A 23,714-nucleotide genomic window follows, 5' to 3' on the forward strand; every position below is an offset into this window, starting at 1 on the left:
GAAAACCGTTCTGATCTTTGTATTTGTCCCGGGAGTGATCCCTAATTCTTGGATGTGATCTCCAGACCTGCCTGCACCGGTTTTTCCATGCCAGGCATGGGCATCTCGATGCTGGCCAGCCGTTTGTGGCGGTCGATCCTGCGGATTCGCCGCTCCATTCCCACAAGGGGCCCGTCCGTGATGTGTGTGATCCCGTTCCGGATGTAGCCCGTGGACATCTTCAGGTGGTGGTTCCTTCCTCCTGCCTTTCGCAGAAACGCTTCCTCCTCCGGCCGTACTTCTGTCAGCATTCTGTCCTCCGTATCAGCCTGCATGCAGGCCAGGTATGGACGCAGTTCCCTGTGCAGGGCCGCCGGATCTTTGGTCTCCAGAAAGAGGCAGTCCGGGAACATGGGGCTGGTCTCTGTATGCCAGCTTCCCTCGTACCGCTTCATCCGGTCGTACGTAAACGTAAAAACATCATGCAATACCTGGCCGGAGATATTCTTCCGACAGGATTCCATGATCTCTTCCGCTTTGCCCGGCTGACACTTCAGTACATACCACATATGACCACTCCTCATGGTTTTCGCAGAATACGTAATTCTGCGAAAAAAGCAGATACGGGCACAAGATATAGAAAAATTCTGAGATTTAAACGGAATATTTAGAGTTGTCAAAAAGACGCCCGAACGGATTCGGGCGCTGAAAACAAGAAATGTTATAAAAAGTCATAAAAACAGGTTTTTATTTCCCATTTTAGAAGAAAATCTTGAAGTATAGGTATGTCTGAGCTATAATATATTCGGTTCGCAGAATTACGTATTCTGCGAAATTTTTATTTTATGAGCCGCTTTGTTCATCCATTCCCAGGCGACGATCCCGGCTCCTTCCTCTGTCAGATGAATCCCGTCCGGCGTGATCCTGTCATACCCGGCCTCTTCTGCCGCGCGGTTCAGCGCTTCGTGGAGGGGGATAAACCGGGCTTTGTACGCTTCCGCCGTCTCCCGCTCCATCTGCTCTATCCTACGGACCACCGGGATCCACCTGCGGTACTCCTCCGGCCGGGGGAAGAGAAAAGGCCCCATACAGAGGATGCGGGCCTTCGTCTCCCGCCGGATCCGGGCAAGCAGATGCCGGTAATCCGCTTCAAATCCAAGGGTCTCCGGCGTTTTCCCTGTGTTCATGCAGACGGCCGCGTCGTTGCTGCCGATAAGGACCGTCACCACATCCGGCTCATGCTGCAGGCAGTCCTCCTCAAGCATCCGCAAAAGACCCCGGACGGTGAAGCCGTCGTGGCCGCCGTTGTAGATCCGGATCTGCTCTTCCGGGCAGCGCTCCTCCAGCATCCGGGCTATCTGCGAGACGTACCCGTGCCCAAGCCTGCGCCCTTTGGAGTCCGGCGCCTGGAAGCTGTGACCTGCGTCTGTGATGCTGTCGCCCAGAAAGACAAGTATGCTGTCACGCATCTTCTTCTCCCGTCACCTCCCGGGCCAGCCGCTTCTCCTCTTCTGTGAGCTGCGCTTTTTCCAGGAGATCCGGCCTTCTCTTTGCCGTGCGGATGACGGACTGCTCCCGCCGCCACTTCTCAATGTTGGCGTGGTGGCCGGACAGAAGGACGGGCGGCACCTGCTTGTCATGCCACACTTCCGGGCGGGAGTACTGAGGGTACTCCAGGAGGTTGTCCTGGAAGCTCTCAAACTCCGCGGACACGTCGTTGTGAAGGACCCCCGGCACAAGCCGGGAGATGGCGTCCACCATGACCATGGCGGGCAGTTCGCCGCCGGTGAGCACATAGTCCCCGATGGACACGTAGTCCGTCACGATCTCTTCCAGCACCCTCTCGTCGATCCCCTCGTAGTGGCCGCACAGGAGCACCAGATCCTCCTCGAGGGCCAGCTCCTGCGCCATCTCCTGGCTGAAGGTCCGCCCCTGGGGGGAGAGGTAGACGACCCGGGGCTTCTTCTCCTCCCCGCCGGCCCTGCGGCCGGCGATCTGCTCCTCGACGGATCGGTAGGCCAGGTACACCGGCTCCGCCTGCATCAGCATGCCTGCGCCGCCGCCGTAGGGATAGTCGTCCACGCTGTTGTGTTTATTGAAGGCATAGTCCCGGATGTTGACCGCCTCGATGGAGAGGAGGCCGTTCTTGATGGCCCGGCCTGTGATGCTCGTCTCCAGGCCGCTCATCACCATCTCGGGAAACAGTGTCAGTATATGAAAATGCATCATGGCAAAAGTCCCTCCATCAGATGGATCCGCATTTCGTTTTTCTCCACATCCACGGAGAGGATGCACTGGCGAATGGCCGGGATGAGGACCTCGCCGTGACGGTCCGAGTCAATGATGTAGACGTCGTTGGCCCCTGTCTCCATCACATCCTTAAGGACGCCGAAATGCTCCGCCGGATCGTCCGTATACACGTCCATGCCGATGATGTCCCCGATGTAATACTCGTCCTGCGCCAGGGGGGACGCGTCCTCCCGGTCGATGAGGAGGCTTTTGCCCCTGTATTTTTCAATGTCGTTTATATTGTCGATCCCCTTGAACTTGAGGATGGCGAACTGCTTGAAGAATTTCACCTGCTCGATCTCCAGGGGGATCTGTTCTTTTCCTGTATCAAGATAGACTTTTTTCAGTTCTTTGAAACGCTGCGGATCGTCTGTGGTGGGATACACCTTCACCTCGCCCCGGATGCCGTGGGTGGATGTGATCACGCCCGCCTGCAACTGTTTTTCCATAGGCTTCTCCTTACTGTCTCATATCTGTTCAAGACCCGGCCGGGAGTCTTCCTCCCATCTGATAAAAGAGGCCCGGGAAGTTCCCGACAGATCTGTCTTTATCCTCCCCGGACCTGGTATTTACCGGACTAGTCAGCGATATCAACTACCACTTTCCTGTCTTCTTTTGAGGCTGCTGCTTTTACAACAGCGCGGATGGCTTTGGCGATGCGCCCCTGTTTGCCGATGACCTTACCCATGTCTGAGTCGGCCACATGGACTTCCACAACCGTGGTGCGCCCTTCCTCCTTCTCTGTCACAACAACGCTCTCGGGATCATCTACAAGTGCCTTGACGATGACTTCCACCAATTCTCTCATATGTGCACCTCCCGGAATTATTTTTCAATGCCGGCTGCCTTGAAAATCTTTCCTACTACCTCTGTCGGCTGCGCACCGTTGTTCAGCCACTTCTTAGCGGCCTCCTCGTCTACTTTGAAGACGCTCGGGTCCTGGTTCGGATCGTATGTTCCGATTTCCTCGATGAACCTGCCATCTCTCGGGGATCTGGAGTCAGCTACTACAATTCTATAGAAAGGAGCCTTCTTCTGTCCCATTCTCTTTAATCTGATCTTTACTGCCATTTTGTTTCACCTCCACATTTTTTCTTGATCTATCACATGCAGGTTTTCCCGCATGCGGGTTAAAAAGGTAATCTGAATTTTCCCTTTTTACCACCTTTTCCCATCATCTTCATCATCTTTTTCATCTCGTTAAACTGCTTGACCATGCGGTTTACCTCGCTGATGTCCACGCCCGCGCCTCTGGCGATGCGGTGCTTTCTGGACGGATTCAGAAGATCCGGATCCCTGCGCTCTTCGGGGGTCATGGAATAGATCATGGCCTCCATGCGCGCGATCTTTTTTTCGGCCTCCTCGGCCTGGCTGTCATCTATCTTCATGCCCTTCTTCCCGCCCAGGCCGCCCATGGCGCCCATGCCGGGGAGCATACCCATGATGCCGGAGAGGCCGCCCAGCTTCTTCATCTGCTGGGTGCTCTCCAGGAAGTCGTCGAAATCAAACTGATTCTTCTTCAGCTTGCGGCTCATCTCCCGCGCCTTATCCTCGTCGATCTCGGCTCCCGCCTTCTCGATGAGGGTCAGCACATCGCCCATGCCCAGGATCCGGGACGCCATCCGGTCCGGATAGAACTGCTCCAGATCCGAGAGCTTCTCGCCCATGCCGACGTAGAGGATCGGCTTGCCGGTCACTGCCTTGACAGACAGGGCCGCGCCGCCCCGCGTGTCGCCGTCCAGCTTGGTGACGATGACGCCGTCTATGCCGATCTTATGATCAAATTCCTCCGCCACGTTGACCGCATCCTGTCCGGTCATGGCGTCGATCACCAGGATCGTCTGGTGGACTTCCACGGCCTCCTTGATCTCCTGAAGCTCCGCCATCATGTCCTCGTCGATGTGAAGACGTCCTGCTGTATCCAGGATCACCAGGTTGTTGCCGTTCTTGCGGGCGTGCTCAAGAGCCGCCCTGGCGATGTCCGCGGGCCTGTGGCTGTCTCCCATGGAGAAGACCTCCACGCCCTGCTTTTCCCCGTTGACCTGCAGCTGCTTAATGGCAGCCGGACGGTACACGTCGCAGGCCACAAGGAGGGGCTTTTTGCCCTTCAGTTTATATTTTCCCGCCAGCTTGGCGGTGGTGGTTGTCTTACCGGCTCCCTGCAGTCCCGCCATCATGATGACGGTAATGGCGCTGCCGGGCTGGAGCCTGATCTCTGTCGTCTCAGATCCCATGAGGGCGGTCAGCTCCTCGTTGACGATCTTGACGACCATCTGCCCCGGGTTCAGTCCGTTCATCACGTCCTGCCCGATGGCCCGCTCCTGTACATTCTTAATGAAGCCTTTCACGACCTTGAAGTTGACGTCCGCTGCCAGAAGGGCCCGCTTGATCTCCTTCATGGCCTCTTTGACGTCGTCCTCGGTGAGCCGGCCCTTGCTGCGCAGGTTCCGGAATACGTTCTGCAGTTTTTCTGTCAGACTGTCAAAAGCCATCTGTAAGCTCCTCTTCTATCTCAATTGCGAATATGTCTGCCTTTATATCTTACAGTTCTTCCAGGATATCCCGGGATATCCTGCGGATCCCCTCGATCATCTCCCGGTTTTCCCGCGTCTCCTGCCGGTCCAGCTCCCGGTCGATCTCCTTGACCTTCTCCCGGATGGCGAGGAACTTCTCCACCAGGTGGAGCTTGTCTTCGTAGCCCTGCAGCGTGTGGCTGCACCGCTTCACAAGATCGTGGACCCCCTGGCGGCTGATGCCGGCCGAGGCGGCGATCTCGCTTAAGGACAGGTCCTCCAGGACGAACTGTTCGTAGATCTCTTTCTGGTGACTGGTCAGAAGTTCGCCGTAAAAATCATATAGCAGTGTCTGCCTGAAAAAATCATCCATCTCAAATCACCTGTGTTATCATATAACAAAGTTCCCGGGCTGTCAAGTGTTTTTTCTTGACAGCATGATACTTCCTCACACATTTTACTCACCCGCATATGATGTACTGTAAACAATATCTGTGGAGGCAATCATATGAGCGATTTATCAGCAAACTGCGGATGCGGATGCGACTCCGGCGTGCGCTCCGGCTGCGGATGCGGCAGCGGCTTTGGAGGAAACAGCTGCCTGTGGATCATCCTTCTCCTGTGCTGCTGCGGCGGCTTCGGCCGTGACGGCGGCTATGGCTGCGGATGCGGCTGCGGCGGCAATGACAACTGCCTGTGGATCATCCTTCTCCTGTGCTGCTGCGGCGGTTTCGGAGGAAACGGCTGCTGCTAGACGCACGGACCGGCGGATCCCGCCTGCTGCGCCCGGTGGATATATGCATCCGCCGGGCGCAGTCTGTCATAAGATACGGTCTTATTCCATATAAATAGTTACAACGCTGCACACAGGTGGGTATGATGGATCCAGGAAAGCCGCTCCCCATGACACCCTTTGACTCTCTTACTTCCTCCGGGGAGCTGCAGATGCTCAAGCTTCTCCTCCCCTATACCCCGCCTTCCGCCCAGCGGATGCTTGCCTTCTTCATCCGCTTTACGGAGCTGCAGCGCGCGGTCCGCTACTTCAGCGTCTTCCAAGACTTCCGGGAGGGCGCGGACCCGGAAGGGGCCTTCGCCTCCACGCCTCCTGCCGCATCTGAGATCCTGCAGGATCTGCGGCCCTATCTGGGCGGGCAGGCGGACACAGTGGATATGATCCTGTCCGCCATGAGCATGATGGAGATGATGCAGGACATGGCGCCGCCCGGCGCCGGGGATCCCGGTTCTGCCTCCCGGCAGGCGTCCGGCGGGCCGGATATGACGGAGATCCTGCAGATGATGCACATGTTCCAGGGCGGCGGCTTCCCGGATGACAGCGGCTTCGGAAGCAGCTTCGGAAGCGGCGGACCGGACAAGGAACCGATGGGAAAGGAATGGTGCAAAGATGGCGCAGGAATGGATGAACCACCCGGCAATGAAGGACATGGATCCGGTGAAGGTGGAGCTGATCCGGACCGCGGCGGCGCGGACGGCAGGCAAGAGCGGAAACGCCCTGGCGGCGGCCATGATGACGCTGATCACCTCCGCAGGCCGCAGGGGGATCCGCTTCACACCCCAGGAGACGTCCCTCATCCTGGAGATCTTAAAGGAGGGCCGCTCCGATGAGGAGAAGCGGCAGATCGACAGCATGGTCAGCCTTGTGACGGCGCAGATGCGCAGGCAGGCGGACAAAAAATGAGAGTTCCCCATCCGGAACTCTCCTTTTTATACCGTCCTGCTACAGGTCGTAATGCCTGCGCATTTCCCGGCGCTTTTTCGCGTTCTCCCAGTCTTCCCGCTCCTCGTCGGTCTCCAGCTCCAGCCGGGGCACCCTGGTGGGATGGTCGTTGTCGTCCAGGGCCACCATGGTAAAGTAGGCCCGGTTGATGAGCGTGCGGTTCCGGTCCAGGTCCTCCACGCAGGAGTCCACCTTCACTTCCATGGAAGTATTTCCCACATAGGTGACTTTCCCCGTGATCACGATCACATCCTTCTGGTAGGCGCCCCGCAGGAAGCTTAAGTTATCCACGCAGGCGGTGATCACATTCTTCCGTGTATGCCGCTTGGCCACCAGTCCGGCCAGCTCGTCCATCCACTGCATGAGCACGCCTCCGAAAAGGCGGCCGGCCGCGTTCAGATGGTTCGGTCTCACGATGTGGACGGTCTCGGATAAGGATTCGGATACTTTTCTGCTGTCTGTCATGTCTTGCTTCTCCTGTCTTCTGATTCTAGGTTCCTGTTTCGTTCACTGGACAGTATAACAGATTATCTGCTATACTAAAACTGATTTGAACAGAAATTTTGTTGTTTATATAGATCCGGAGGTAAGACCATGCGAAACATCAAACTGACGATAGAGTATGACGGCAGCCGCTACCAGGGCTGGTCCCGTCTCGGGAAAGGCGAATCCACCAACACCATTTCAAACAAGATCCTGGAAGTCATCCGGCGGATGACAGACGAGGATGTGGAGCTGTTCTGCGGCGCCCGCACCGAAGTGGGGGTCCACGCCTACGGACAGGTGGCGAATTTCAGGACAAATACGCAGATGAAGGATTACGAGATCCAGCACTACCTGAACCGGTATCTGCCCATGGATATCGCCGTAGTCTCCGTCGAGGACGTGCCGGAGCGCTTCCACGCCCAACTGAACGCCAGGTCCAAAGTCTACATCTACCGGGCCACCATCAGCGATGTGCCCAGCGTCTTTGACTTTAAGTACACCTTCCACTGCTTCCGCAGACCGGACATGGACGCCATGCGCCAGGCCGCCCGCCTGCTGACCGGCCGCCACGACTTCCGGAATTTCTCCACGGTGAAGCACAACAAGTCCACCGAGCGGGAGATCTACCGGATCGACATCTACGACGACGGGGAGGAGATGCAGATCACGCTGCACGCGGACGATTTCCTCCACAACATGCAGAGATCCATCGTGGGCACCCTGCTCGACATTGGGTTCGGCACGCGCCGGCCGGAGGACATCACAGCCGTCTTTGACGGCGCCCAGGCAGCCAGCGCGCCCTGCGACCCAAAGGGGATGTATCTGCAGGAAGTGCGCTACGAGTAAGCAGTCAGAAAAGGGCCGCCACAGGAAGCATCCCTGCTCCTGCGGCGGCCCGCTTTTTTTCATATTTACCGTGATCTAATATACCGGAATGATGCGGACGTCGGCTTTCTTCGCTTTGCTCTGCTCTTCCTTCGTCAGCTTCCTCGTCGTGAGCACGGCCGTGTAATCTGACAGATGATTGATCCTGGCCATTGCCTGTTTTTCAAACTTTGATTCATCCACCACAAGGTAAGCCTTCCTGCAGCGCCCCTGCGCCGTTCTCTTCAAAAACGCCTTGTCCACGGTGGGCGTCAGCACATCCAGATCCCGGTTGATGGACGCGGCTCCGAAGAACCCCACATCAAACCGGAAATCTTCCAGCATCTGCGTGGCGTAATACCCAAGCATACTGCCGGTGCTCTTCTGCACCCTGCCGCCGCACAGAAACAGCTCTGCGGGACTGTTCTTCAAAAGTCCGGCGATCTCCAGGTCGTTGGTCACGACCATGATGTCCGGTATATCCTGGATCACCCGGGCGATCTCGTAGGTCGTCGTCCCGGCGTCCAGATAGATGTTGTCACCCGCGGAGACAAGGGAGCGGCAGGCCGCCGCCAGTTTCTTCTTCTCAGCCATATGGCTGGTACTCTTGTCTGCATAGGTTACCTCCTGCTTTGCCACCGCACCTCCATGGCACCGCTCCAGTAAATTGTCCTCCTGCAGTTTTTCCAGATCCCGCCGTATGGTCATGGCGCTCACCCGCAGGTTCTGCGCCAGGTCGTCGACCTGGACGCTCCCCTGCTGTCTTACGATCTCCACGATCTTTGCCTGCCGTTCCGCTGCCAGCATAGAAACCACCTCACATGGTCATAGTATCACGTTTTGTTTACATGAAGAAGCTTAATACGAGAACTTCCACAACACCGATGGCCCATGCGATCGTAGATGTTACGGACCATACCTGCAACTGGTCTTTCGCCTCGCTCACGCCCAGCGTCCTGTTTACAACCCAGAAATAGCTGTCGTTGAAGTAGCTGAAGAACAGGGAGCCGACGCAGCAGGCGATGGCGCCCAGTGTCGGGTTCACGCCGGATGCGATGATGATGGGGGCGGAGATACTTGCCGCTGTCGTCATGGCAACTGTTCCGGAACCCTGGATAAAACGCATCAGCGTGGAGATGATGAGCGGGAGCACGATGATCGGGATCGCTGTCTGGGCCAGGCCTTCTGCCATGTATGTGCCGAGGCCGGAATCCTTGATGATCTGTCCGAGCGCTCCGCCGCCGCCTGTCACGAGCATGATGATGCCGGCGGACTGCATGCCCTTCTCCATCTCCGTCAGGGCTGTGTGTCTGTCAAGGTCTCTGCCAAGCGTGAAGATGGCAAGGATCAGGCCGAGGCCTACCGCGATGATGGGCTGGCCGAGGAAGATCAGCACTTCCATGATGCCTGTCGTTGCGCCGAGAGCTGTGGCAACCGTGTTGATCAGGATGAGAACGATGGGAAGGAACAGAGGCGCAAAGGACTCGAATGTTCCGGGCATCTTCTCATCCGCCATGTGGAATGCGTTGTCATAGTCCGGCTCCTCATAGGGAACTTCCACGATCTCGCCGTCCTCGTTGGGGATGCGGTAAAATTTCTTAGGCAGCACTTTCTTAGCATATACAATACATCCAATTGCCATGGGAATGGCAAGAACTAACGTGAGCAGGATGAAGGTTCCCACATCGATGCCGAAGATACCGCACACACCTAAGGGGCCCGGTGTCGGCGGCACTAAGGAGTGGGTGATCACAAGGCCGGCTGCCAGGGCAACGCCAAGGCCGATCACAGACTTCTTCGTCGCTCTGGAGATGGCTTTCGCGATGGGGGAAAGCACAACGAAACCGGAGTCACAGAAGATCGGGATGGACACAAGGAAACCGGTCAGACACAGGGCTTCCTCCTCCCTCTTCTTTCCGAACAGCTTCAGGAATGTGAAGGCCATTCTCTTGGCCGCTCCCGTCACCTCGAAGATCTGTCCCATCATGACGCCGAACCCGATGATGATACCGATGCTTCCCAGTGTGCTTCCGAAACCTCCTGTGATGGAGTTGACAATACCAAGGGTCTTGCCGTCTTCCAGCGTGATGTTGGAGAGGGGCATGCCGCCCACAACGCCCACGATGACCGTACATACGATCAGGGCCAGGAACGCCTGTACTTTTGTCTTAAGTACAAGGAAAATAAGAACGATGATACCGATTGCAAGTCCAAGCAGCATTCTGTTGCCGTCAAGTCCTCCTATCATAAAACAATCCCTCCTTTAGATGAAAATCCCTCTTTACTCTTTATTTTACAAAGTGAGGTGCGTATTTTGCGGCCAGCCGGATGGCTTCGATCATGCTCACGGCACTCACCTTTCCGGTGCCCGCTATATCAAATGCAGTGCCGTGATCCACTGAGGTGCGAAGGATCGGCATTCCATTTGTTATCGCGATGGTTTTTTCAAAGTCCAGCGTCTTTGTCGCGATGTGGCCCTGGTCGTGATACAGGGACAGGACGCTGTTGTATTTCCCGATGGCTGCCTGGTGGAACACGGAGTCCGCGCCGACAGGTCCGGCCACGTCGTAGCCCATCTTTTTCAGTTCCTCGATGGCCGGCATGATCTCCTCCACTTCCTCCCAGCCGAAGAGCCCGTGCTCGCCGCTGTGGGGGTTGAGGCCGGCGATGGCCATGGTGCCCTCGTTTACGCCGAGACGCTTCAGGGCCTCCGTACATCTGACCACGTAGTCGATGATGCGGTCCTTCTTGATCATGTCCAGCATCTGCCGAAGGGACACGTGCCTTGTCAGGAAGAAGACGCGCATGCCGTTCGTCTCAAACATGGTCAGGGGATCCTCCGTGCCGGTGAGGGCGCCGAAGATCTCTGTGTGGCCGATGAAGTGGATCTCGCCCGCCTTTAAGGCCTCCTTGTTGATGGGCGTCGTGGAGACGGCGTCCACCTCCCCTGCGTTGGCCAGCTCAATGCTCTTTGCGATGTAGTCGTAGGCTGCCTTTCCGCACATGCCGCTGACTTTTCCGAACTCGAACTGATCCATGTCCACGTTGTCTAAGTCGATCAGGTTGAGCACGCCCGGCTCATAGTTTCCGTCCGCCGGCTTCCCGATCACGTTGACTGTCAGGTCTGATCCCGTGATGCGGATGGCGTTCTCCATGACTTTTTTGTCTCCCACAACGACGCAGTCCGCCACGTCCGTCACTTCAGCGGACGCAAGGGACATGGCCACGATCTCCGGTCCGACGCCTGCCGGATCGCCCATGGTTACTGCAATAAGCGGTTTTCCCATTTTTTTCTCTCCTCCTTATTTTATTAAATATAAAGTTTCTCTTTCAGGTAGGTGATGCAGCGGTTGATGGCATCATTCTGCCCCTGGCTGCCTCCCTTTGTGATAATGTGCACGCCCTCGAACTCGCCTTTGAGGAACTGCCCGTAGGCGGCCAGCGGGAGCACTTCGTCCATGAGGGAGAGGCCCGCCGTGTCAAACCGCTCGCACACAGACACCGTGATGTCTCCGCCGCTTGTGTAAAGCCCGCGGAACTCCGGCTCCGCCTTGAAGATCCGGTAGGTGATCTCCGCAAATCCGGAATTGATCCTTCCGGTAACTTCATCCATGGAGCAGTTGTACTTCTCCATGTAAGGCTTGAAATCAATGCGGTTCTCCGGGTAGATGCCGTCGCCTGTCACCGTGGATATGACGTTCAGCTTGCACTCTTTGAGGATCTCGTCCGTCACCCGGGCGATCTCCTTCTCCCTCCTGTCCTCGTCCTCCAGAAGTTCCTTCGTGTTGACAAAAACGTTGTGGGTCCTCTGGGAGAGCCACAGCTCCTCCATCTGCTTGGTGGTGTTGGGATGTACGCTTCCCACCACCGCCAGGATGCGGCTCTTCTCTTTCTTCTCGGACGGGGTGATCAGCTTCCTGGAGAGGGTCGCTGTGAAGACGCCCGGATCCACGGCCACGGTCTTCAGTTTGCTTGTGATGACCGCATCCGCGATGAGATCCAGATCCTCCTGGGTCACACAGTCGATGACAAGGATCCTGCAGCCTTCCGCCACATGCTTCTTCATCAGGTCTGCGAGATAATGCTTGCCGTGCATCAGATCCTTCATCAGGATGGAAGCCACCTTGTACTTGCTCTGCTGCTCAAAGAGCACCGCATCCTCCGAGATCTTCACCGGCGTCTTTGGATCGATGGCGATGTCCGTCTTGTGCAGGGGCAGGCCGTTCACCAGCATGTACCCGCCGATGACGATCCGTCCCGACGAGGGGAAGCAGGGCGCCACCACAGCCACGTAGTCGTCCCCCAGGCAGTCCAGCATGGCGTCCGTCTCGCTGCCCAGGTTGCCCCGCAGCGTGCTGTCGATCCGCTTGGAGTAGACTTTGACGTCGTCGCTCCTCAGCATGCTGCACACGTTGTACACCCGGTTGTAGGCGATCTCAGGCGAGACGCCCCGGCTGTCCGTCGGGTAGAGAACGCAGTCGCAGTCCTTGAGGGTGCTCAGCTCGATCCGCTCCGCATTCATGACCGTGTAGGCGGTGTAATTCATTTTTTTGAGAAGCACACCTGTCGCATTGGCTCCTGTCAGGTCATCCGCGATCACTACACACTCTGGCATGTCTCATTCCTCCTTTTGAATATGTTTATTTCTGTTCATATTGTACTTCTACTGTTCGTTTTTGTCAATTTAATCTATTTTTTGTCAATCTTTTTAGAAACATTTAACAAATATATGTGTTTGTTTTTGTTTATTTTTCAAGGAGGAACGGACAGAACCTGTCCGACAGAAAAGGAGGCCGCCATGCGGGCCGCCTCCCCATATCAGAAACCGCAGAATAGGTCTACTTGTCAAGCAGTACATCCACCGCTTCCCGCAGGGTGGAGTCATCGCCCACATTGCCCGGAAAGATCACGTAGGGCGTAGCCGGGAACCGGCTCTCCTCCCCGGTCTGCCACACCGGGATGCCCGGCCGGATCTGTCCCAGCACGTTGGCCTTCTTAACAGCCAGCGCCTTCGTCCCCACATCGCTGGAGGTGATGCCTCCCTTAGCGATCACAAAGGCCGGCGTGACGGTCAGCCGTCCCACCAGGGACTGGACCGCGTCGGAGATCTTCACCGACAGGCGCAGCTCATCCTCCTTGTCCCCTGTGTCCGCCGTGATGAGGGTGCGGGTCGTGCTGCAGCACACCGTCCTGCCGGCGCGGATGCACTCCTCCTCCCTCTGCAGGCACCGGTCCACCTCCGCCGCAAAGGCCGCGTCGTCCTTCACAAGGGTGGCGTCCAGCTCGATGAATTCGATGTCGCTGCGGGCTTTGAGCGCCTCCAGCTGACGGGTCGTCTTCTCTGTGTGGGAGCCCACCACGATGATGCCGCCGTTGTCCGTCTCGTTCACCACCATCTTCTCTCTTGTGAGAAGGGGCTGGTCTGTCACGCCCCCCAGCACCTTCACGATGGAGGCTGCTGTGCGCATCATAAAGGTCTTCCCCTTTGCCATGGCCCGGTAGAGCGCCACGCAGAACACCTTGATGTCCGCGTAGTCCACGGCGTTGACAATGATCTTGTTAAAGCCCGTCACCGCAAGGAGCTGGGCCTCGATCTTATCCACCGCCATGTCGTGGATATCTGCGAGGGAAATGCAGGTGACGTCCCCCGCCTTGTACGCGCCCTTTGTCTTCTCCTCGATATAGGCCGGCATGGTGGCCGCCGTGTAGCCGAAGGTCTTGTCTTTCGCGAACTCCGTCTCGTTGGCAGGCACAAGCTCGTCGCCGTATTTCACATAGTGGACGTCGTCCACTGTGAACCGTCCGCCCTCCTTGAAGAAGGGGCAGAGGATCTCGCCGTCCACGGTCTTCCCGGTGTATTTCTCGTAGTCCGCCTTCAGAAGCTCTGTCTCCAGCGGATAGTGTCCCCGCAGGGTGCTGTCGCTGCGGCTGATGTAGATGTAGGATCTCCCCGTCTCTCTCGCCGCCTGATCCACAGCCGCCGCGATCTCGTGGTGAGCCTTCGTGGTCTGCTGCGCCGTGAAGCCCCGGGAGTTCGTCATGACATAGAAGAGATTGTTCTCCTCCTCAAACCCGGCCCGGATGCTGTCCGCGTCCCAGTTCGTGTACACGGAGATGTCATGCACTGTCTGTACGCCGGTGGGGTCGTCGTCCAGGACCACGATCTTCTTGTCATTCGCCTCGATCTCTTTTTGCAGAAGGCCGTCAATATAGGCCTCGTCTATCTGTTTGAAAGAAGTCAGAATATCTGTGCTGACCGCCATTTCCCTCTCCTCCTTCTAGTCCGCTTTCTTTACTTCCACGTCCGCCAGCTTCTCAAAATACTGCACGATGCCGCCGTGATCGTCTCCCATATGGCCGTGGATCTTTAAGGTCTGCAGGATCTCGTAGAGCTGCGCCGTGTAGGGGATGGGCACATCGATGGCGTGGGCTGTGTTCACCACGTTCCTGATGTCCTTGTGGTTGATGCGGATGGGGCCGCCGGGTTTAAAGTTGCGCTCCACGATCATGGGGATCTTGGCGTCCAGCACCGCGCTGCCCGCCAGGCCGCCACGGATGGCCTTGTATACTTTCACCGGATCTGCGCCCGCTTTCACGGCCAGCACAAAGGCCTCGGACACAACTGCGATGGTGTTGTTGACGATGATCTGGTTGGCCAGCTTGGTCACGCTGCCGCTGCCGGATCCGCCGATCAGGAGTGCGGAGGAACCCATGATGTCAAAATACTTTGTGAGAGCCTCAAAATCTTTCTCCTCGCCGCCTGCCATGATCGCCAGCGTGCCATTGACAGCGCCCGGCTCCCCGCCGGACACCGGCGCGTCCACGAAGCCCACGCCCTGCTCCTTCAGCCGCTCAAAGCACTCTTTGGACTCCACCGGTGTGACGGAGCTCATGTCGCACACAACGGTTCCTGCCTTGACTGTGGAGGCCACGCCGTTCTCTCCAAAGAGGATGGATTTGGTGATGTCGCCGCTGGGCACCATGATAAAGATGACGGAGCAGGCCTCGCCGATCTGGGCGTATGTCCCCTCCTCGGCGCCGGCCGCCACCACGTCCGCCACTGCCTCTTTATTCAGGTCGGAGACCATAAGCTCCACGCCTGCCTTCAGAAGGTTCTTTGCCATGGGTCTTCCCATGATGCCAAGTCCGATAAATCCTGTTTTCATTTCCTTTTTCTCCTTTCTGTTTTCTTTTGGGCATTTCGCCCATCTTTTTTACATTTTACTGACTTGCATTGTTACTTTTTGTTCTTTCTGCCTCCACTTTACTACATACCGGTATACCGGTCAATACCTTAAATTTCTTTCTCTGTTTTTGCCAATTTCCGGTTCTTTAAATTGGTGAAAATCCCCATAAGCGCGGGAGTTCTCCGTTATTTTATTAACAGATGGAGTCGGCTTCGCCCCGCCTATAAAAAGTTGATTTTTCACGGATTTCTATTGGATTTTATACAGGAAACAGTGTACAATAGAACCAGGTTTTTTTAGATTTTCACCTGTCTTTGACAAAACATAAACGAACGTAAAAAGGAGCCCTGCGCCATGATGACACTGAACGAACAGGCTTACGAGCATTTAAAGAAAATGATCACAGAAGATCAGCTCTCCTACCAGGAGATCTACTCGGAGACAAAGCTCTCCCGGGAGCTCGGTATCTCCCGCACCCCTTTCCGGGACGCCATCCACCGTCTGGTGCAGGAGGGGTACATTGACATCATCCCCAGCAAGGGGTTCCGCCTCCACCACCTGACCAGGCAGGATGTGGTGGAGACCTTCCAGGTGCGCTCCGCTCTGGAGTGCTACTGCACGGCCGAGATCACCCGCACCCACACGTCGCGGAAGGCGAAAAGACTGTTCCGGGAGCTCCATTTTCTTATGGATGAAATGCAGGAAATCCTGGAGACCACTCAGGCCATCCAGGATTTCTGTACCTACGATTTTCAGTTTCACACCGCGGTGATCGGATATCTGGAGAACGAGCAGTTCTCCGCCATCTTTGACACCTTTATGTACCGGATGCAGCGGCTGGCCCGGATGTCCCTCTCCCACCCGGGGCGGATGGAGGACACCTGCTCGGAGCACCTGGCCATCCTTGAGGCCATGGAGACCGGGGATGCGGCCCACATCTACGATATCACCCTGCGCCACATGGATGTGCCAAAGGGCATCAATCTGGAGGACCTTTAGTGGTCCTCCTTTTTTATCTTCTCCACCGAGTCCCGGTTCACCCGCTCCCGCAGCGCCGCCATATAGGGGATGTCCCTCGTCTCCCTCTCCCCGTAGGTGAGCTGCAGTTCGTACTCCAGGGGCAGCCAGGTGGAAATATCTGCCTCGTTGTGCTGGATCAGGGCCTCCAGCTTGTCCATGGCGTTCACAAGCCGTGCCTCCGGCGTGGTCTTCTGCGCCATCTCCCGAAAAATGCCCCGCAGCGCTTCTCCCGGCTTCCCGGGCAGGAGCGAGGCGATCTGCTCCAGGGCCTCCTCTTCTGTCCGCTCGTCCTCCCCGGTCTTCTCAAAAGCCGGGATATCGCCCGTGACCGCCTCCCCCATGTCGTGGAAGAGGGCCAGCTCCATGACCCGGCCCATGTCCAGCTCCGGGAACTCGTCTCTCACAAGCCAGGCGAAGACAAGCAGCCGGTATGTATGCTCCGCCACGCTCTCATGGCGCCCGCTGCTTGTCCAGGAGTGGCGGGTATTGCATTTGAGCTTCTCCGCCAGATGGAGGAAGGAGAGCAGTATCTTCTCGTCCATATGCGTCTATCCCTCCAGTATCTTCACGTAGAAGGTCCTGTTCCTGGGACCGTCAAAGTCGCAGAAGTAGAGGTCCTGCCAGATCCCCAGGATCAGCTCCCCGCCGCTGAGGATCAGGGTCTGGGAGGGGCCGAATACCGTCGTCTTCATGTGGGCGTGGGAGTTGCCCTCCGCATGGCGGTAGTAGTCCGCCTCCGTGGGGAACACCTTCTCAAATCCTTTGAGCATGTCCCGCACCACATCCGGATCCGCGTTCTCGTTGATGGTAAATCCCGCTGTGGTGTGGGGGGAGAAGACCACCACGATGCCGTCCTTTGCGCCGCTCTTTTCAATGTCTTCCCGCACCATGCCCGTCACCTTGGTCATCTGCTGGGAGCCCCGCGTGGAAATGTGATGTTCAAACAAATGCATACCTTCTGTCCTCCTTTTATTTCTCCAGAAATCTCTGAAGCGCATCGAATTCCTTCTTCATCAGCCGGTAACCGTGCTCATAGAAATGCATCAGGGCGTCGTAGTCCTTCTCCAGCCTGGATACCGTCGGAATGAGGGGCCGGATCACAAAGATCTTTCCCTCCGCCTCCTGCTGCTCCACAAGCTTCATGGTCCGGTTGTAGACGATATTCCGGTTGATGATGCAGCGGACCAGGTTCGGATACTTCTTATACGCCCGCCGGTAGAGCTGCACCGCCGCCCTGGACGGCATCTTCTTGCGGTAGCCCGGATTTCTCGTCAGCACCACGACCGGCTTCCCGTTGCCGATCTCCATGGCCCTCTGAAGCGGAATGGAGTCCGCCAGGCCCCCGTCCAGGTAGGGGATCCCGTCGATGTTCACCATGGGGGAGATGAGCGGCATACTGCTGGACGCCCGGCACAGCTTCATGAGCCTGTCCCTGTCCTCGTCCTCCGTCATGTACTCCGCCCGGCCCGTCACACAGTTGGTCGTCACGATCTCGCACTCCATATCCGACGCAAAATAGGTGTCGAAGTCAAAGGGATAGATCTCGTTCGGGAACCTGTCAAAGACGAGATCCATGTCCAGCAGGCTCTTCTCCTTTATAAACTTTGTAAATCCATAATAGTAATTATATTCCTTGTCCTTCTGGATCATGCAGTCTCTTGTCCTTCCGGGCTGTTTCGACACATAGTCCACCGCGTTGCAGCTCCCGGCAGAGACCCCGATCACATAGGATGTATAGAAATCCTTCTCCATCAGGTAATCGAGGACGCCGGAAGTAAACACGCCTCTCGTCGCGCCGCCCTCCAGTACCATAGTCGCCTTTATCATATCGTTCATCCTCCTTCTTGCATGCTGTCCTTACCTGCTATTATAAACGCATTTCACGGGGATGAAAACCCTCTTTTCTCCTTGCTATTTCCGCCTTTTTTTGCTAAGATAGACTTCGTATGCAATGAAACCCTGAAAAGAAACTGATAGGAGAAAGATGACAATGATCAGTACAAGCAATGTGACACTCCGTGTCGGAAAGAAAGCACTGTTTGAAGATGTAAATATCAAGTTTACGGAAGGAAACTGCTACGGACTCATCGGCGCCAACGGGGCCGGCAAGTCCACCTTCCTCAAGATCCTCTCCGGGCAGTTGGAGCCCACAAGCGGCGAGGTGGTCATCACCCCGGGAGAGCGGCTCTCCTTCCTGCAGCAGGATCACTTTAAATATGATGAGTTCCCGGTCCTGGACACCGTCATCATGGGAAACGCCAGACTCTACGAGATCATGAAGGAGAAGGAAGTTCTCTACGCAAAAGAGGATTTCACAGACGAGGACGGCATCAGGGCCAGTGAGCTGGAGGCGGAATTCGCCACCATGAACGGCTGGGAGGCCGAGTCGGACGCCGCCTCCCTCTTAAACGGTCTCGGGATCGAGACAGAGATGCACTACAGGCTGATGAAGGACTTGAACGGTCCCGAGAAGGTGAAGGTGCTTCTGGCCCAGGCCCTGTTCGGCAACCCGGATATCCTGCTCCTTGACGAGCCCACCAACCACCTGGACCTGGACGCCATCGCCTGGCTGGAGGAATTCCTAATCGGCTTTGAGAACACGGTGATCGTGGTCTCCCACGACCGCTACTTCCTGAACAAAGTCTGCACCCAGATCGCGGACATCGACTACGGCAAGATCAAGCTCTACGCCGGCAACTATGATTTCTGGTACGAGTCCAGCCAGCTCCTCATCCGCCAGATGAAGGAGGCCAACAAGAAAAAGGAAGAAAAGATCAAAGAGCTGCAGGAATTCATCTCCCGCTTCAGCGCCAACGCCTCCAAATCAAAACAGGCCACCTCGAGGAAGCGGGCCCTGGAAAAGATCCAGCTGGACGACATCCAGCCTTCCAGCCGGAAGTATCCCTACATCGATTTCCGCCCGAACCGGGAGATCGGCAACGAAGTCCTCACTGTGGACGGCCTCTCCAAGACCATCGATGGGGAGAAGGTGCTGGACAATATCTCCTTCACCCTGAACCGGGAGGACAAGGTGGCCTTTGTGGGCGGCAACGAGCAGGCCAAGAACACGCTCTTCCAGATCCTCATGGGCGAGATGGAGCCGGACGAGGGCACTTACAAGTGGGGCGTCACGACGACGCAGGCCTACTTCCCGCTGGACTACGGCGATGAGTTTGACAACGACTACACCATCGTGGAATGGCTGACCCAGTACTCGGAGGAGAAGGACGCCACCTACGTGCGCGGCTTCCTGGGACGCATGCTCTTCTCCGGGGACGACGGCGTGAAGCGTGTGAAGGTGCTCTCCGGAGGCGAGAAGGTGCGCTGCCTCCTCTCCAAGATGATGATCTCCGGATCCAACGTCCTTCTGCTGAACGAGCCCACCAACCACCTGGACATGGAGTCCATCACAGCCCTCAATAACGGCATGATCAAGTTCCCGGGCGTGATCCTCTTCTCCTGCCGGGACCATCAGATCGTGCAGACAACGGCAAACCGGATCATGGAGATCGTGCCTGGCGGAAAGCTCATCGACAAGATCACAACTTACGACGAATACCTGGAGAGCGATGAGATGGCAAGAAAACGCCAGACCTACACGGTGATGAGCGACGAGGACAACTAGATACCAGTCCTCTGTATGAGAATGCAAAACGAGAAGGCAGATGTACCGCCTTCTCGTTTTTATTATTTATTGAAATCTGTATAAGTCTCGCCGGCCTGCATGGTAATGCCTCTTGCCTCTGCCATCTCCGTGACAGTCACAAGCTGGTATCCCTGATCCACAAGCCAGGGGATGAGCTGCAGCGCCGCGTCCACTGTCGAGCTGTGGATGTCGTGCATGAGGACGATGTCCCCGTCATCCGCTGTCTGCTGCACGCAGTTGATGACAGACTGGGCGTCGCCCTTCCAGTCCAGGGTGTCGATGTTCCACAGGATCATGGGCTGTCCCACATTGGCCTTCACTGTATCGTCGACCGCGCCGTAGGGCGGACGCACGAGAGTCGCGCCCTGGCCGCAGGCCTCCTCGACCAGATTGTTGGTGTCGCCGACCTGGCTGCGGATCTCGGATTCGCTGATCTTAGTCAGCTCCGGATGGTCGTACGTGTGGTTGCCAAGCTCACAGTCCGCCTCCAGCATCTGTTTGATCGTGTCCTCCCTGCCCGGGATGTTCACGCCCTGCATGAAGAATGTGGCATGGGCGTCGTATTTCTCCAGCATGTCAAGGAGCTCCTGCGTCCGGTCTCCCGGCCCGTCGTCGAAGGTGAGGGCCATCATGGGCTTGTCCGGATCGATGCTGCTCTCCTTGGACTCAAGGACGCCCTTCTCGCTGAAGACGCAGCTGAGCGTTCCGATGTGCTGCTCGCCGGTCACCATCTCGCCGGACTGGTTGAAGTAGTACGTGTTCCCGTCCAGCTCCTGCCAGCCCGCCGCAGCCCTTCCGTCCGCCTGCAGGTAGGCTTTGCTCTCGCCCTTCTTCTTCCACTGATCCGTCTGCATGGCGCCCTTCTTGTCAAAGTAGTACCAGGAAAGGCCGATCTCCTGCCAGCCGGTCGATTTCACATTGTCCTCGCCAAAGTAGTATGTCTTGCCTTTTACAGTGACAAAGTCATTCTGCACGTATGTATCGTCCCACTTTTTAAACTTGTCGCCGTCCCACTGGCCCACCTGGTTCTGAACGGTCAGCGTCCCTTCCTTCACATGGAATGTCACTCTGCCGTGCCAGTCGCCGCCTTTCTCTGTCTTCGCAGTCAGGCTCTCGTCCAGCTTCGTATAGATGGGGAAGTTCCCATCCATCGTACCGTCCGCGTCGCACTGGAAAGTGCAGTTCTCGCCCGCCTTCAGATCCTCGATCAGGTCCCAGAGGGTGTAGCCGCTCTCCTTGTCCAGCACCTTCTTCTTCAGCTTCTTCTCCTCTTTGTCACAGGAGACCTTCATCTGAAACGCCGGCACCGCCTCCCCCTGCTTGATGGAGGCATTCTCCGCCTGCAGGGTGATGTCCGTGTTCCTGCTCTTCACCGCGGCCCGGACGATCTGCACGCCCGCCATGGCGACCAGGAAGAGAAGGAGCGCGCCGACGAGCCGTCTGCGGATCTGCCGCTTTCGCCTCATCCGTTTTCTGGCGTTCACAGATCCGGGCCTTGGCCCGGATCTGTAGGATCCATTTCCTTTCGTCATATATACCTCTCATTACACACCGGTTCTTTTCTTTCGTCGCACCACATCAAGTTATGCCGGCATTGCGCAAAATTTGTCAATATATAGTATAAGGATAGCATCTCATGCGTATATCTGCAACTACAACGGAAAAGATGTAATATTACTTATCTTTTATGTAATAATTTCTTAACAAAGAAGGGTCCTAAACTTAGTTCAGAACCCTCACCCGCAGGACTCCTTCTATCTTCCGCAGATCGTCTGCCACGTCTGCGGGGATATCCGAGTCTATATCGATCATCGTGTAGGCGTATGCGCCCTTGCTCTTATTGGAAAGATCGGCGATGTTCATATTGTCGTCCGCCAGGATCTTCGTGAACTGTCCAAGCATGTTCGGCTTGTTGTAATGCAGCAGCACGATCCGCTTGTTGTTCCCCGGTTTTCCCATGTCGCAGTCCGGATAGTTGACGGAGTTCTTGATGTTGCCGTACTCCAGGTAGTCCATTAGCTGCCGCACGGCCATCACGGCGCAGTTGTCCTCCGACTCCTCCGTGGACGCGCCCAGGTGCGGGATCACGATGGCCCCCTTCACACCGGCGATGACCGGCGTGGGGAAATCGGACACGTAATGCTTCACCTGGCCGCTCTCCAGCGCGTCGATCATATCCTCCTCATTGACCAGCACATCCCTGGCAAAGTTCAGCACGACCACGCCTTTTTTCATCAGTCCCAGGGAATTTCTGTCGATCATTCCCCGGTTGGCCGGCGTCGCCGGCACATGGAGGGTAATGTAATCACAGTTCTTGTAGAGCTCATCCACCGTCTGGGCGTGATGGATGTTCCGGGACAGGCGCCAGGCCGCGTCTACAGACACATAGGGATCGAACCCGTAGACCTCCATGCCGAGATAGATGCCGGCGTTGGCCACCAGGCCGCCGATGGCCCCCAGGCCGATGACGCCCAGCTTTTTCCCTTCCAGTTCGCAGCCGGCGAACGCTTTCTTGGCCTTCTCCGTATCCTTGGCAATGTTGCCGTCCTCTTCGTTCTCCTGCACCCAGTTGATGCCGCCGATGATGTCCCGGGATGCCAGGAGCATGCCGGCGATCACCAGCTCCTTCACGCCGTTGGCGTTGGCTCCCGGCGTGTTGAAGACGACGATTCCCTCCTGGGCGCACCGCTCCAGGGGAATGTTGTTCACGCCGGCCCCCGCCCGGGCGATGGCCTTCAGCTCCGGCGCGAACTGCGCCTCGTGAAGGTCGGCGCTGCGCACGAGGAGCGCGTCCGCCTTCTGCGGGTCGCTGACCGGCACGTACTTATCTGTCATCTTGTCTATTCCAACCTGGGAAATGGGATTCATGCAATAATAGTGAAACATAGCTACAGGTTCTCCTTTTCAAATTCTGCCATAAACTCTACAAGTGCCTGCACGCCCTCGCAGGGCATTGCATTGTATATGCTGGCCCGCATGCCGCCGACCGTGCGGTGGCCTTTCAGGTTCTCCAGGCCGGCTTTTTTTGCCTCCTCCACGAATTTCGCATCCAGGTCTTTGTCGCCTGTCACAAAGGGCACGTTCATAAGCGAACGGTCCTCTGGCCGGACCGTCCCCTTGAACAGCCGGCTCTGATCCAGATAGCTGTAAAGGATCGCCGCCTTCTTTTCATTTTTCTCCTTCATGGCCTGCAGGCCGCCCTGGGCTTTCAGCCACTTGAACACTTTCCCGCAGATGTAGATCCCGTAGGCCGGGGGCGTATTGTACAGGGACCCTGCGTCCGCATGGGTTTTGTACTGCAGCATGGTGGGCGTGCCGGGAAGCACGTCGTCCGTGATCAGGTCCTCCCGGATGATCACGATCACCACGCCCGCCGGGCCGATATTCTTCTGCACCCCGCCGTAGATAAGGCCGTATTTCGTCACGTCCACAGGTTCGGACAGGAAGCAGGAGGACACGTCCGCCACCAGCGGCTTGCCTTTTGTGTCGGGGAGTGTCCGGAACTTTGTGCCGTATATGGTGTTGTTCTCACAGATATACACATAGTCCGCGTCCGGGGACACAGGCAGGTCCGAGCAGTCCGGGATATAGGAGAAGGTCCGGTCCTCGGAGGAGGCGATCTTGTTCGCCTTCCCGTACTTCTGCGCCTCCTGGTACGCTTTTTTTGCCCACTGGCCGGTGACGATGTAGTCCGCCACCCTGTTCTTCATCAGGTTCATGGGGATCATGGCGAACTGCTGGGAAGCGCCGCCCTGCAGGAAGAGGACCTTGTAATTGTCCGGTATGCCCATGAGCTCCCGGATATCCGCCTCCGCCTCCCCGATGATCCCGGCAAACGCCTTTGAGCGGTGACTCATTTCCATCACGGACATGCCTGTTCCCCTGTAGTCTAACATCTCGTCTGCTGCTTCGCGCAGAACTTCCTCCGGCAGCACAGCCGGCCCTGCTGAAAAATTGTACACTCTGCTCATGTTCTGATCCCTCCGTATTCTGTC

26 protein-coding genes and 1 pseudogene are annotated in these 23,714 nt (G+C 56.7%); 5 read left to right on the top strand and 22 right to left on the bottom strand.

The features are described from left to right. Nucleotides 1-41: 41 nt before the first annotated feature. The 8 genes from H6A20_RS09385 to ylxM all read right to left on the bottom strand — a co-directional run bounded on the left by H6A20_RS09385 (nt 42) and on the right by ylxM (nt 5,154). Nucleotides 42-548, bottom strand: a complete 507-nt coding sequence (locus tag H6A20_RS09385; protein WP_204906865.1) for a transcription termination/antitermination NusG family protein — start codon at nt 546-548, stop codon at nt 42-44. A gap of 249 nt (nt 549-797) precedes the next feature. Then, nucleotides 798-1,448, bottom strand: a complete 651-nt coding sequence (locus H6A20_RS09390; RefSeq protein ID WP_204906866.1) for an SGNH/GDSL hydrolase family protein — start codon at nt 1,446-1,448, stop codon at nt 798-800. After that, the gene (gene trmD / locus H6A20_RS09395) at nt 1,441-2,205 is read right to left on the bottom strand and encodes a tRNA (guanosine(37)-N1)-methyltransferase TrmD (RefSeq protein ID WP_204906867.1); all 765 of its coding nucleotides are present in this window, start codon (nt 2,203-2,205) and stop codon (nt 1,441-1,443) included. Before trmD ends, H6A20_RS09390 begins: the two co-directional genes overlap by 8 nt. Next, nucleotides 2,205-2,717: a ribosome maturation factor RimM gene (gene rimM / locus H6A20_RS09400; protein WP_204906868.1), complete on the bottom strand. Its 513-nt coding sequence runs from the start codon at nt 2,715-2,717 to the stop codon at nt 2,205-2,207. Before rimM ends, trmD begins: the two co-directional genes overlap by 1 nt. A gap of 128 nt (nt 2,718-2,845) precedes the next feature. Next, a complete protein-coding gene (locus H6A20_RS09405) occupies nt 2,846-3,076 on the bottom strand; it encodes a KH domain-containing protein (RefSeq protein WP_204906869.1) in 231 nt (76 codons plus the stop codon). A 17-nt stretch (nt 3,077-3,093) separates the two neighbouring features. Continuing rightward, nucleotides 3,094-3,339: a 30S ribosomal protein S16 gene (rpsP, locus tag H6A20_RS09410; RefSeq protein WP_204906870.1), complete on the bottom strand. Its 246-nt coding sequence runs from the start codon at nt 3,337-3,339 to the stop codon at nt 3,094-3,096. 59 nt (nt 3,340-3,398) lie between these two features. Beyond that, entirely contained in the window at nt 3,399-4,760 is a 1,362-nt protein-coding gene (gene ffh / locus H6A20_RS09415) for a signal recognition particle protein (RefSeq protein WP_204906871.1), read from the bottom strand. A 49-nt stretch (nt 4,761-4,809) separates the two neighbouring features. Then, complete coding sequence (gene ylxM, locus H6A20_RS09420) at nt 4,810-5,154, bottom strand: YlxM family DNA-binding protein (RefSeq protein WP_204906872.1); 345 nt, start codon at nt 5,152-5,154, stop codon at nt 4,810-4,812. 135 nt (nt 5,155-5,289) lie between these two features. Here ylxM and H6A20_RS09425 point away from each other — a divergent pair, with 135 nt between their 5' ends. After that, nucleotides 5,290-5,535 (top strand): chorion class high-cysteine HCB protein 13, encoded by a 246-nt coding sequence (locus H6A20_RS09425; RefSeq protein WP_204906873.1) that lies wholly within the window; start codon nt 5,290-5,292, stop codon nt 5,533-5,535. Between the two features lie 385 nt (nt 5,536-5,920). Here the strand turns inward: H6A20_RS09425 and H6A20_RS09430 are convergent, their stop codons facing one another. Next, nucleotides 5,921-6,085: a hypothetical protein gene (locus H6A20_RS09430; RefSeq protein WP_204906874.1), complete on the bottom strand. Its 165-nt coding sequence runs from the start codon at nt 6,083-6,085 to the stop codon at nt 5,921-5,923. 98 nt (nt 6,086-6,183) lie between these two features. Between H6A20_RS09430 and H6A20_RS09435 the strand changes: the two genes are divergently transcribed. Further along, nucleotides 6,184-6,477: a hypothetical protein gene (locus H6A20_RS09435; RefSeq protein WP_243426195.1), complete on the top strand. Its 294-nt coding sequence runs from the start codon at nt 6,184-6,186 to the stop codon at nt 6,475-6,477. Between the two features lie 39 nt (nt 6,478-6,516). Here the strand turns inward: H6A20_RS09435 and H6A20_RS09440 are convergent, their stop codons facing one another. Further along, nucleotides 6,517-6,981, bottom strand: a complete 465-nt coding sequence (locus H6A20_RS09440) for an acyl-CoA thioesterase (RefSeq protein ID WP_204906875.1) — start codon at nt 6,979-6,981, stop codon at nt 6,517-6,519. A gap of 129 nt (nt 6,982-7,110) precedes the next feature. On the opposite strand from H6A20_RS09440, the gene truA reads away from it, so the two are divergent. After that, a complete protein-coding gene (truA, locus tag H6A20_RS09445) occupies nt 7,111-7,848 on the top strand; it encodes a tRNA pseudouridine(38-40) synthase TruA (protein WP_204906876.1) in 738 nt (245 codons plus the stop codon). 75 nt (nt 7,849-7,923) lie between these two features. On the opposite strand, the gene H6A20_RS09450 is transcribed toward truA, so the two are convergent. The 6 genes and pseudogenes from H6A20_RS09450 to garR all read right to left on the bottom strand — a co-directional run. Next, nucleotides 7,924-8,673 carry a DeoR/GlpR family DNA-binding transcription regulator gene (locus H6A20_RS09450; RefSeq protein ID WP_204906877.1) on the bottom strand — a complete coding sequence of 250 codons (750 nt, stop codon included), beginning with the start codon at nt 8,671-8,673 and terminating at the stop codon, nt 7,924-7,926. 37 nt (nt 8,674-8,710) lie between these two features. Further along, nucleotides 8,711-10,114, bottom strand: coding sequence for a GntP family permease (locus H6A20_RS09455; protein WP_204906878.1), 1,404 nt, complete (start codon nt 10,112-10,114; stop codon nt 8,711-8,713). A 40-nt stretch (nt 10,115-10,154) separates the two neighbouring features. Next, nucleotides 10,155-11,153, bottom strand: a complete 999-nt coding sequence (pdxA, locus tag H6A20_RS09460) for a 4-hydroxythreonine-4-phosphate dehydrogenase PdxA (RefSeq protein ID WP_204906879.1) — start codon at nt 11,151-11,153, stop codon at nt 10,155-10,157. A gap of 23 nt (nt 11,154-11,176) precedes the next feature. Beyond that, nucleotides 11,177-12,481: a four-carbon acid sugar kinase family protein gene (locus H6A20_RS09465; RefSeq protein WP_204906880.1), complete on the bottom strand. Its 1,305-nt coding sequence runs from the start codon at nt 12,479-12,481 to the stop codon at nt 11,177-11,179. Nucleotides 12,482-12,704: 223 nt separating this feature from the next. Further along, nucleotides 12,705-14,129, bottom strand: a complete 1,425-nt coding sequence (locus H6A20_RS09470) for a four-carbon acid sugar kinase family protein (protein WP_204906881.1) — start codon at nt 14,127-14,129, stop codon at nt 12,705-12,707. 15 nt (nt 14,130-14,144) lie between these two features. Beyond that, nucleotides 14,145-15,065: pseudogene (garR, locus tag H6A20_RS09475) on the bottom strand (2-hydroxy-3-oxopropionate reductase); the annotation flags it as partial. Between the two features lie 342 nt (nt 15,066-15,407). Between garR and H6A20_RS09480 the strand changes: the two are divergent. Next, entirely contained in the window at nt 15,408-16,052 is a 645-nt protein-coding gene (locus H6A20_RS09480; protein ID WP_204906883.1) for a GntR family transcriptional regulator, read from the top strand. Here H6A20_RS09480 and H6A20_RS09485 read toward each other — a convergent pair. From H6A20_RS09485 to H6A20_RS09495, 3 genes are read right to left on the bottom strand one after another with little or no spacing between them, the layout of a single operon-like run. After that, nucleotides 16,049-16,615, bottom strand: a complete 567-nt coding sequence (locus H6A20_RS09485) for an HD domain-containing protein (protein ID WP_204906884.1) — start codon at nt 16,613-16,615, stop codon at nt 16,049-16,051. The two genes, H6A20_RS09480 and H6A20_RS09485, sit on opposite strands and share 4 nt — an antisense overlap. Before the next feature lie 6 nt (nt 16,616-16,621). Then, complete coding sequence (locus H6A20_RS09490) at nt 16,622-17,026, bottom strand: secondary thiamine-phosphate synthase enzyme YjbQ (RefSeq protein WP_204906885.1); 405 nt, start codon at nt 17,024-17,026, stop codon at nt 16,622-16,624. Nucleotides 17,027-17,042: 16 nt separating this feature from the next. Next, nucleotides 17,043-17,900: a patatin-like phospholipase family protein gene (locus tag H6A20_RS09495; RefSeq protein ID WP_204906886.1), complete on the bottom strand. Its 858-nt coding sequence runs from the start codon at nt 17,898-17,900 to the stop codon at nt 17,043-17,045. 163 nt (nt 17,901-18,063) lie between these two features. Between H6A20_RS09495 and H6A20_RS09500 the strand changes: the two genes are divergently transcribed. Continuing rightward, on the top strand, nt 18,064-19,698 hold the full coding sequence (locus H6A20_RS09500) for an ABC-F family ATP-binding cassette domain-containing protein (protein ID WP_204906887.1): 1,635 nt from the start codon (nt 18,064-18,066) through the stop codon (nt 19,696-19,698). Nucleotides 19,699-19,760: 62 nt separating this feature from the next. Here H6A20_RS09500 and H6A20_RS09505 read toward each other — a convergent pair whose 3' ends face one another. The 3 genes from H6A20_RS09505 to serC all read right to left on the bottom strand — a co-directional run bounded on the left by H6A20_RS09505 (nt 19,761) and on the right by serC (nt 23,690). Continuing rightward, nucleotides 19,761-21,251 (bottom strand): polysaccharide deacetylase family protein, encoded by a 1,491-nt coding sequence (locus tag H6A20_RS09505; RefSeq protein ID WP_204906888.1) that lies wholly within the window; start codon nt 21,249-21,251, stop codon nt 19,761-19,763. A 190-nt stretch (nt 21,252-21,441) separates the two neighbouring features. Continuing rightward, nucleotides 21,442-22,605, bottom strand: a complete 1,164-nt coding sequence (locus H6A20_RS09510) for a phosphoglycerate dehydrogenase (protein ID WP_204906889.1) — start codon at nt 22,603-22,605, stop codon at nt 21,442-21,444. A gap of 2 nt (nt 22,606-22,607) precedes the next feature. Beyond that, the gene (gene serC, locus H6A20_RS09515) at nt 22,608-23,690 is read right to left on the bottom strand and encodes a 3-phosphoserine/phosphohydroxythreonine transaminase (protein WP_204906890.1); all 1,083 of its coding nucleotides are present in this window, start codon (nt 23,688-23,690) and stop codon (nt 22,608-22,610) included. Nucleotides 23,691-23,714 lie beyond the last annotated feature (24 nt).

It is taken from the genome of Mordavella massiliensis (assembly GCF_016901695.1).
Taxonomy (GTDB): domain Bacteria; phylum Bacillota; class Clostridia; order Lachnospirales; family Lachnospiraceae; genus Claveliimonas; species Claveliimonas massiliensis_A.

Excerpts from the sequence above, each read along its gene's own strand:
- H6A20_RS09385 (WP_204906865.1), bottom strand. The coding sequence starts at position 548 with ATGTGGTATGTACTGAAGTGTCAGCCGGGCAAAGCGGAAGAGATCATG.
- H6A20_RS09390 (WP_204906866.1), bottom strand. The coding sequence starts at position 1,448 with ATGCGTGACAGCATACTTGTCTTTCTGGGCGACAGCATCACAGACGCA.
- trmD (WP_204906867.1), bottom strand. The coding sequence starts at position 2,205 with ATGCATTTTCATATACTGACACTGTTTCCCGAGATGGTGATGAGCGGC.
- rimM (WP_204906868.1), bottom strand. The coding sequence starts at position 2,717 with ATGGAAAAACAGTTGCAGGCGGGCGTGATCACATCCACCCACGGCATC.
- H6A20_RS09405 (WP_204906869.1), bottom strand. The coding sequence starts at position 3,076 with ATGAGAGAATTGGTGGAAGTCATCGTCAAGGCACTTGTAGATGATCCC.
- rpsP (WP_204906870.1), bottom strand. The coding sequence starts at position 3,339 with ATGGCAGTAAAGATCAGATTAAAGAGAATGGGACAGAAGAAGGCTCCT.
- ffh (WP_204906871.1), bottom strand. The coding sequence starts at position 4,760 with ATGGCTTTTGACAGTCTGACAGAAAAACTGCAGAACGTATTCCGGAAC.
- ylxM (WP_204906872.1), bottom strand. The coding sequence starts at position 5,154 with ATGGATGATTTTTTCAGGCAGACACTGCTATATGATTTTTACGGCGAA.
- H6A20_RS09425 (WP_204906873.1), top strand. The coding sequence starts at position 5,290 with ATGAGCGATTTATCAGCAAACTGCGGATGCGGATGCGACTCCGGCGTG.
- H6A20_RS09430 (WP_204906874.1), bottom strand. The coding sequence starts at position 6,085 with ATGTGCATCATCTGCAGGATCTCCGTCATATCCGGCCCGCCGGACGCC.
- H6A20_RS09435 (WP_243426195.1), top strand. The coding sequence starts at position 6,184 with ATGGCGCAGGAATGGATGAACCACCCGGCAATGAAGGACATGGATCCG.
- H6A20_RS09440 (WP_204906875.1), bottom strand. The coding sequence starts at position 6,981 with ATGACAGACAGCAGAAAAGTATCCGAATCCTTATCCGAGACCGTCCAC.
- truA (WP_204906876.1), top strand. The coding sequence starts at position 7,111 with ATGCGAAACATCAAACTGACGATAGAGTATGACGGCAGCCGCTACCAG.
- H6A20_RS09450 (WP_204906877.1), bottom strand. The coding sequence starts at position 8,673 with ATGCTGGCAGCGGAACGGCAGGCAAAGATCGTGGAGATCGTAAGACAG.
- H6A20_RS09455 (WP_204906878.1), bottom strand. The coding sequence starts at position 10,114 with ATGATAGGAGGACTTGACGGCAACAGAATGCTGCTTGGACTTGCAATC.
- pdxA (WP_204906879.1), bottom strand. The coding sequence starts at position 11,153 with ATGGGAAAACCGCTTATTGCAGTAACCATGGGCGATCCGGCAGGCGTC.
- H6A20_RS09465 (WP_204906880.1), bottom strand. The coding sequence starts at position 12,481 with ATGCCAGAGTGTGTAGTGATCGCGGATGACCTGACAGGAGCCAATGCG.
- H6A20_RS09470 (WP_204906881.1), bottom strand. The coding sequence starts at position 14,129 with ATGGCGGTCAGCACAGATATTCTGACTTCTTTCAAACAGATAGACGAG.
- H6A20_RS09480 (WP_204906883.1), top strand. The coding sequence starts at position 15,408 with ATGATGACACTGAACGAACAGGCTTACGAGCATTTAAAGAAAATGATC.
- H6A20_RS09485 (WP_204906884.1), bottom strand. The coding sequence starts at position 16,615 with ATGGACGAGAAGATACTGCTCTCCTTCCTCCATCTGGCGGAGAAGCTC.
- H6A20_RS09490 (WP_204906885.1), bottom strand. The coding sequence starts at position 17,026 with ATGCATTTGTTTGAACATCACATTTCCACGCGGGGCTCCCAGCAGATG.
- H6A20_RS09495 (WP_204906886.1), bottom strand. The coding sequence starts at position 17,900 with ATGATAAAGGCGACTATGGTACTGGAGGGCGGCGCGACGAGAGGCGTG.
- H6A20_RS09500 (WP_204906887.1), top strand. The coding sequence starts at position 18,064 with ATGATCAGTACAAGCAATGTGACACTCCGTGTCGGAAAGAAAGCACTG.
- H6A20_RS09505 (WP_204906888.1), bottom strand. The coding sequence starts at position 21,251 with ATGACGAAAGGAAATGGATCCTACAGATCCGGGCCAAGGCCCGGATCT.
- H6A20_RS09510 (WP_204906889.1), bottom strand. The coding sequence starts at position 22,605 with ATGTTTCACTATTATTGCATGAATCCCATTTCCCAGGTTGGAATAGAC.
- serC (WP_204906890.1), bottom strand. The coding sequence starts at position 23,690 with ATGAGCAGAGTGTACAATTTTTCAGCAGGGCCGGCTGTGCTGCCGGAG.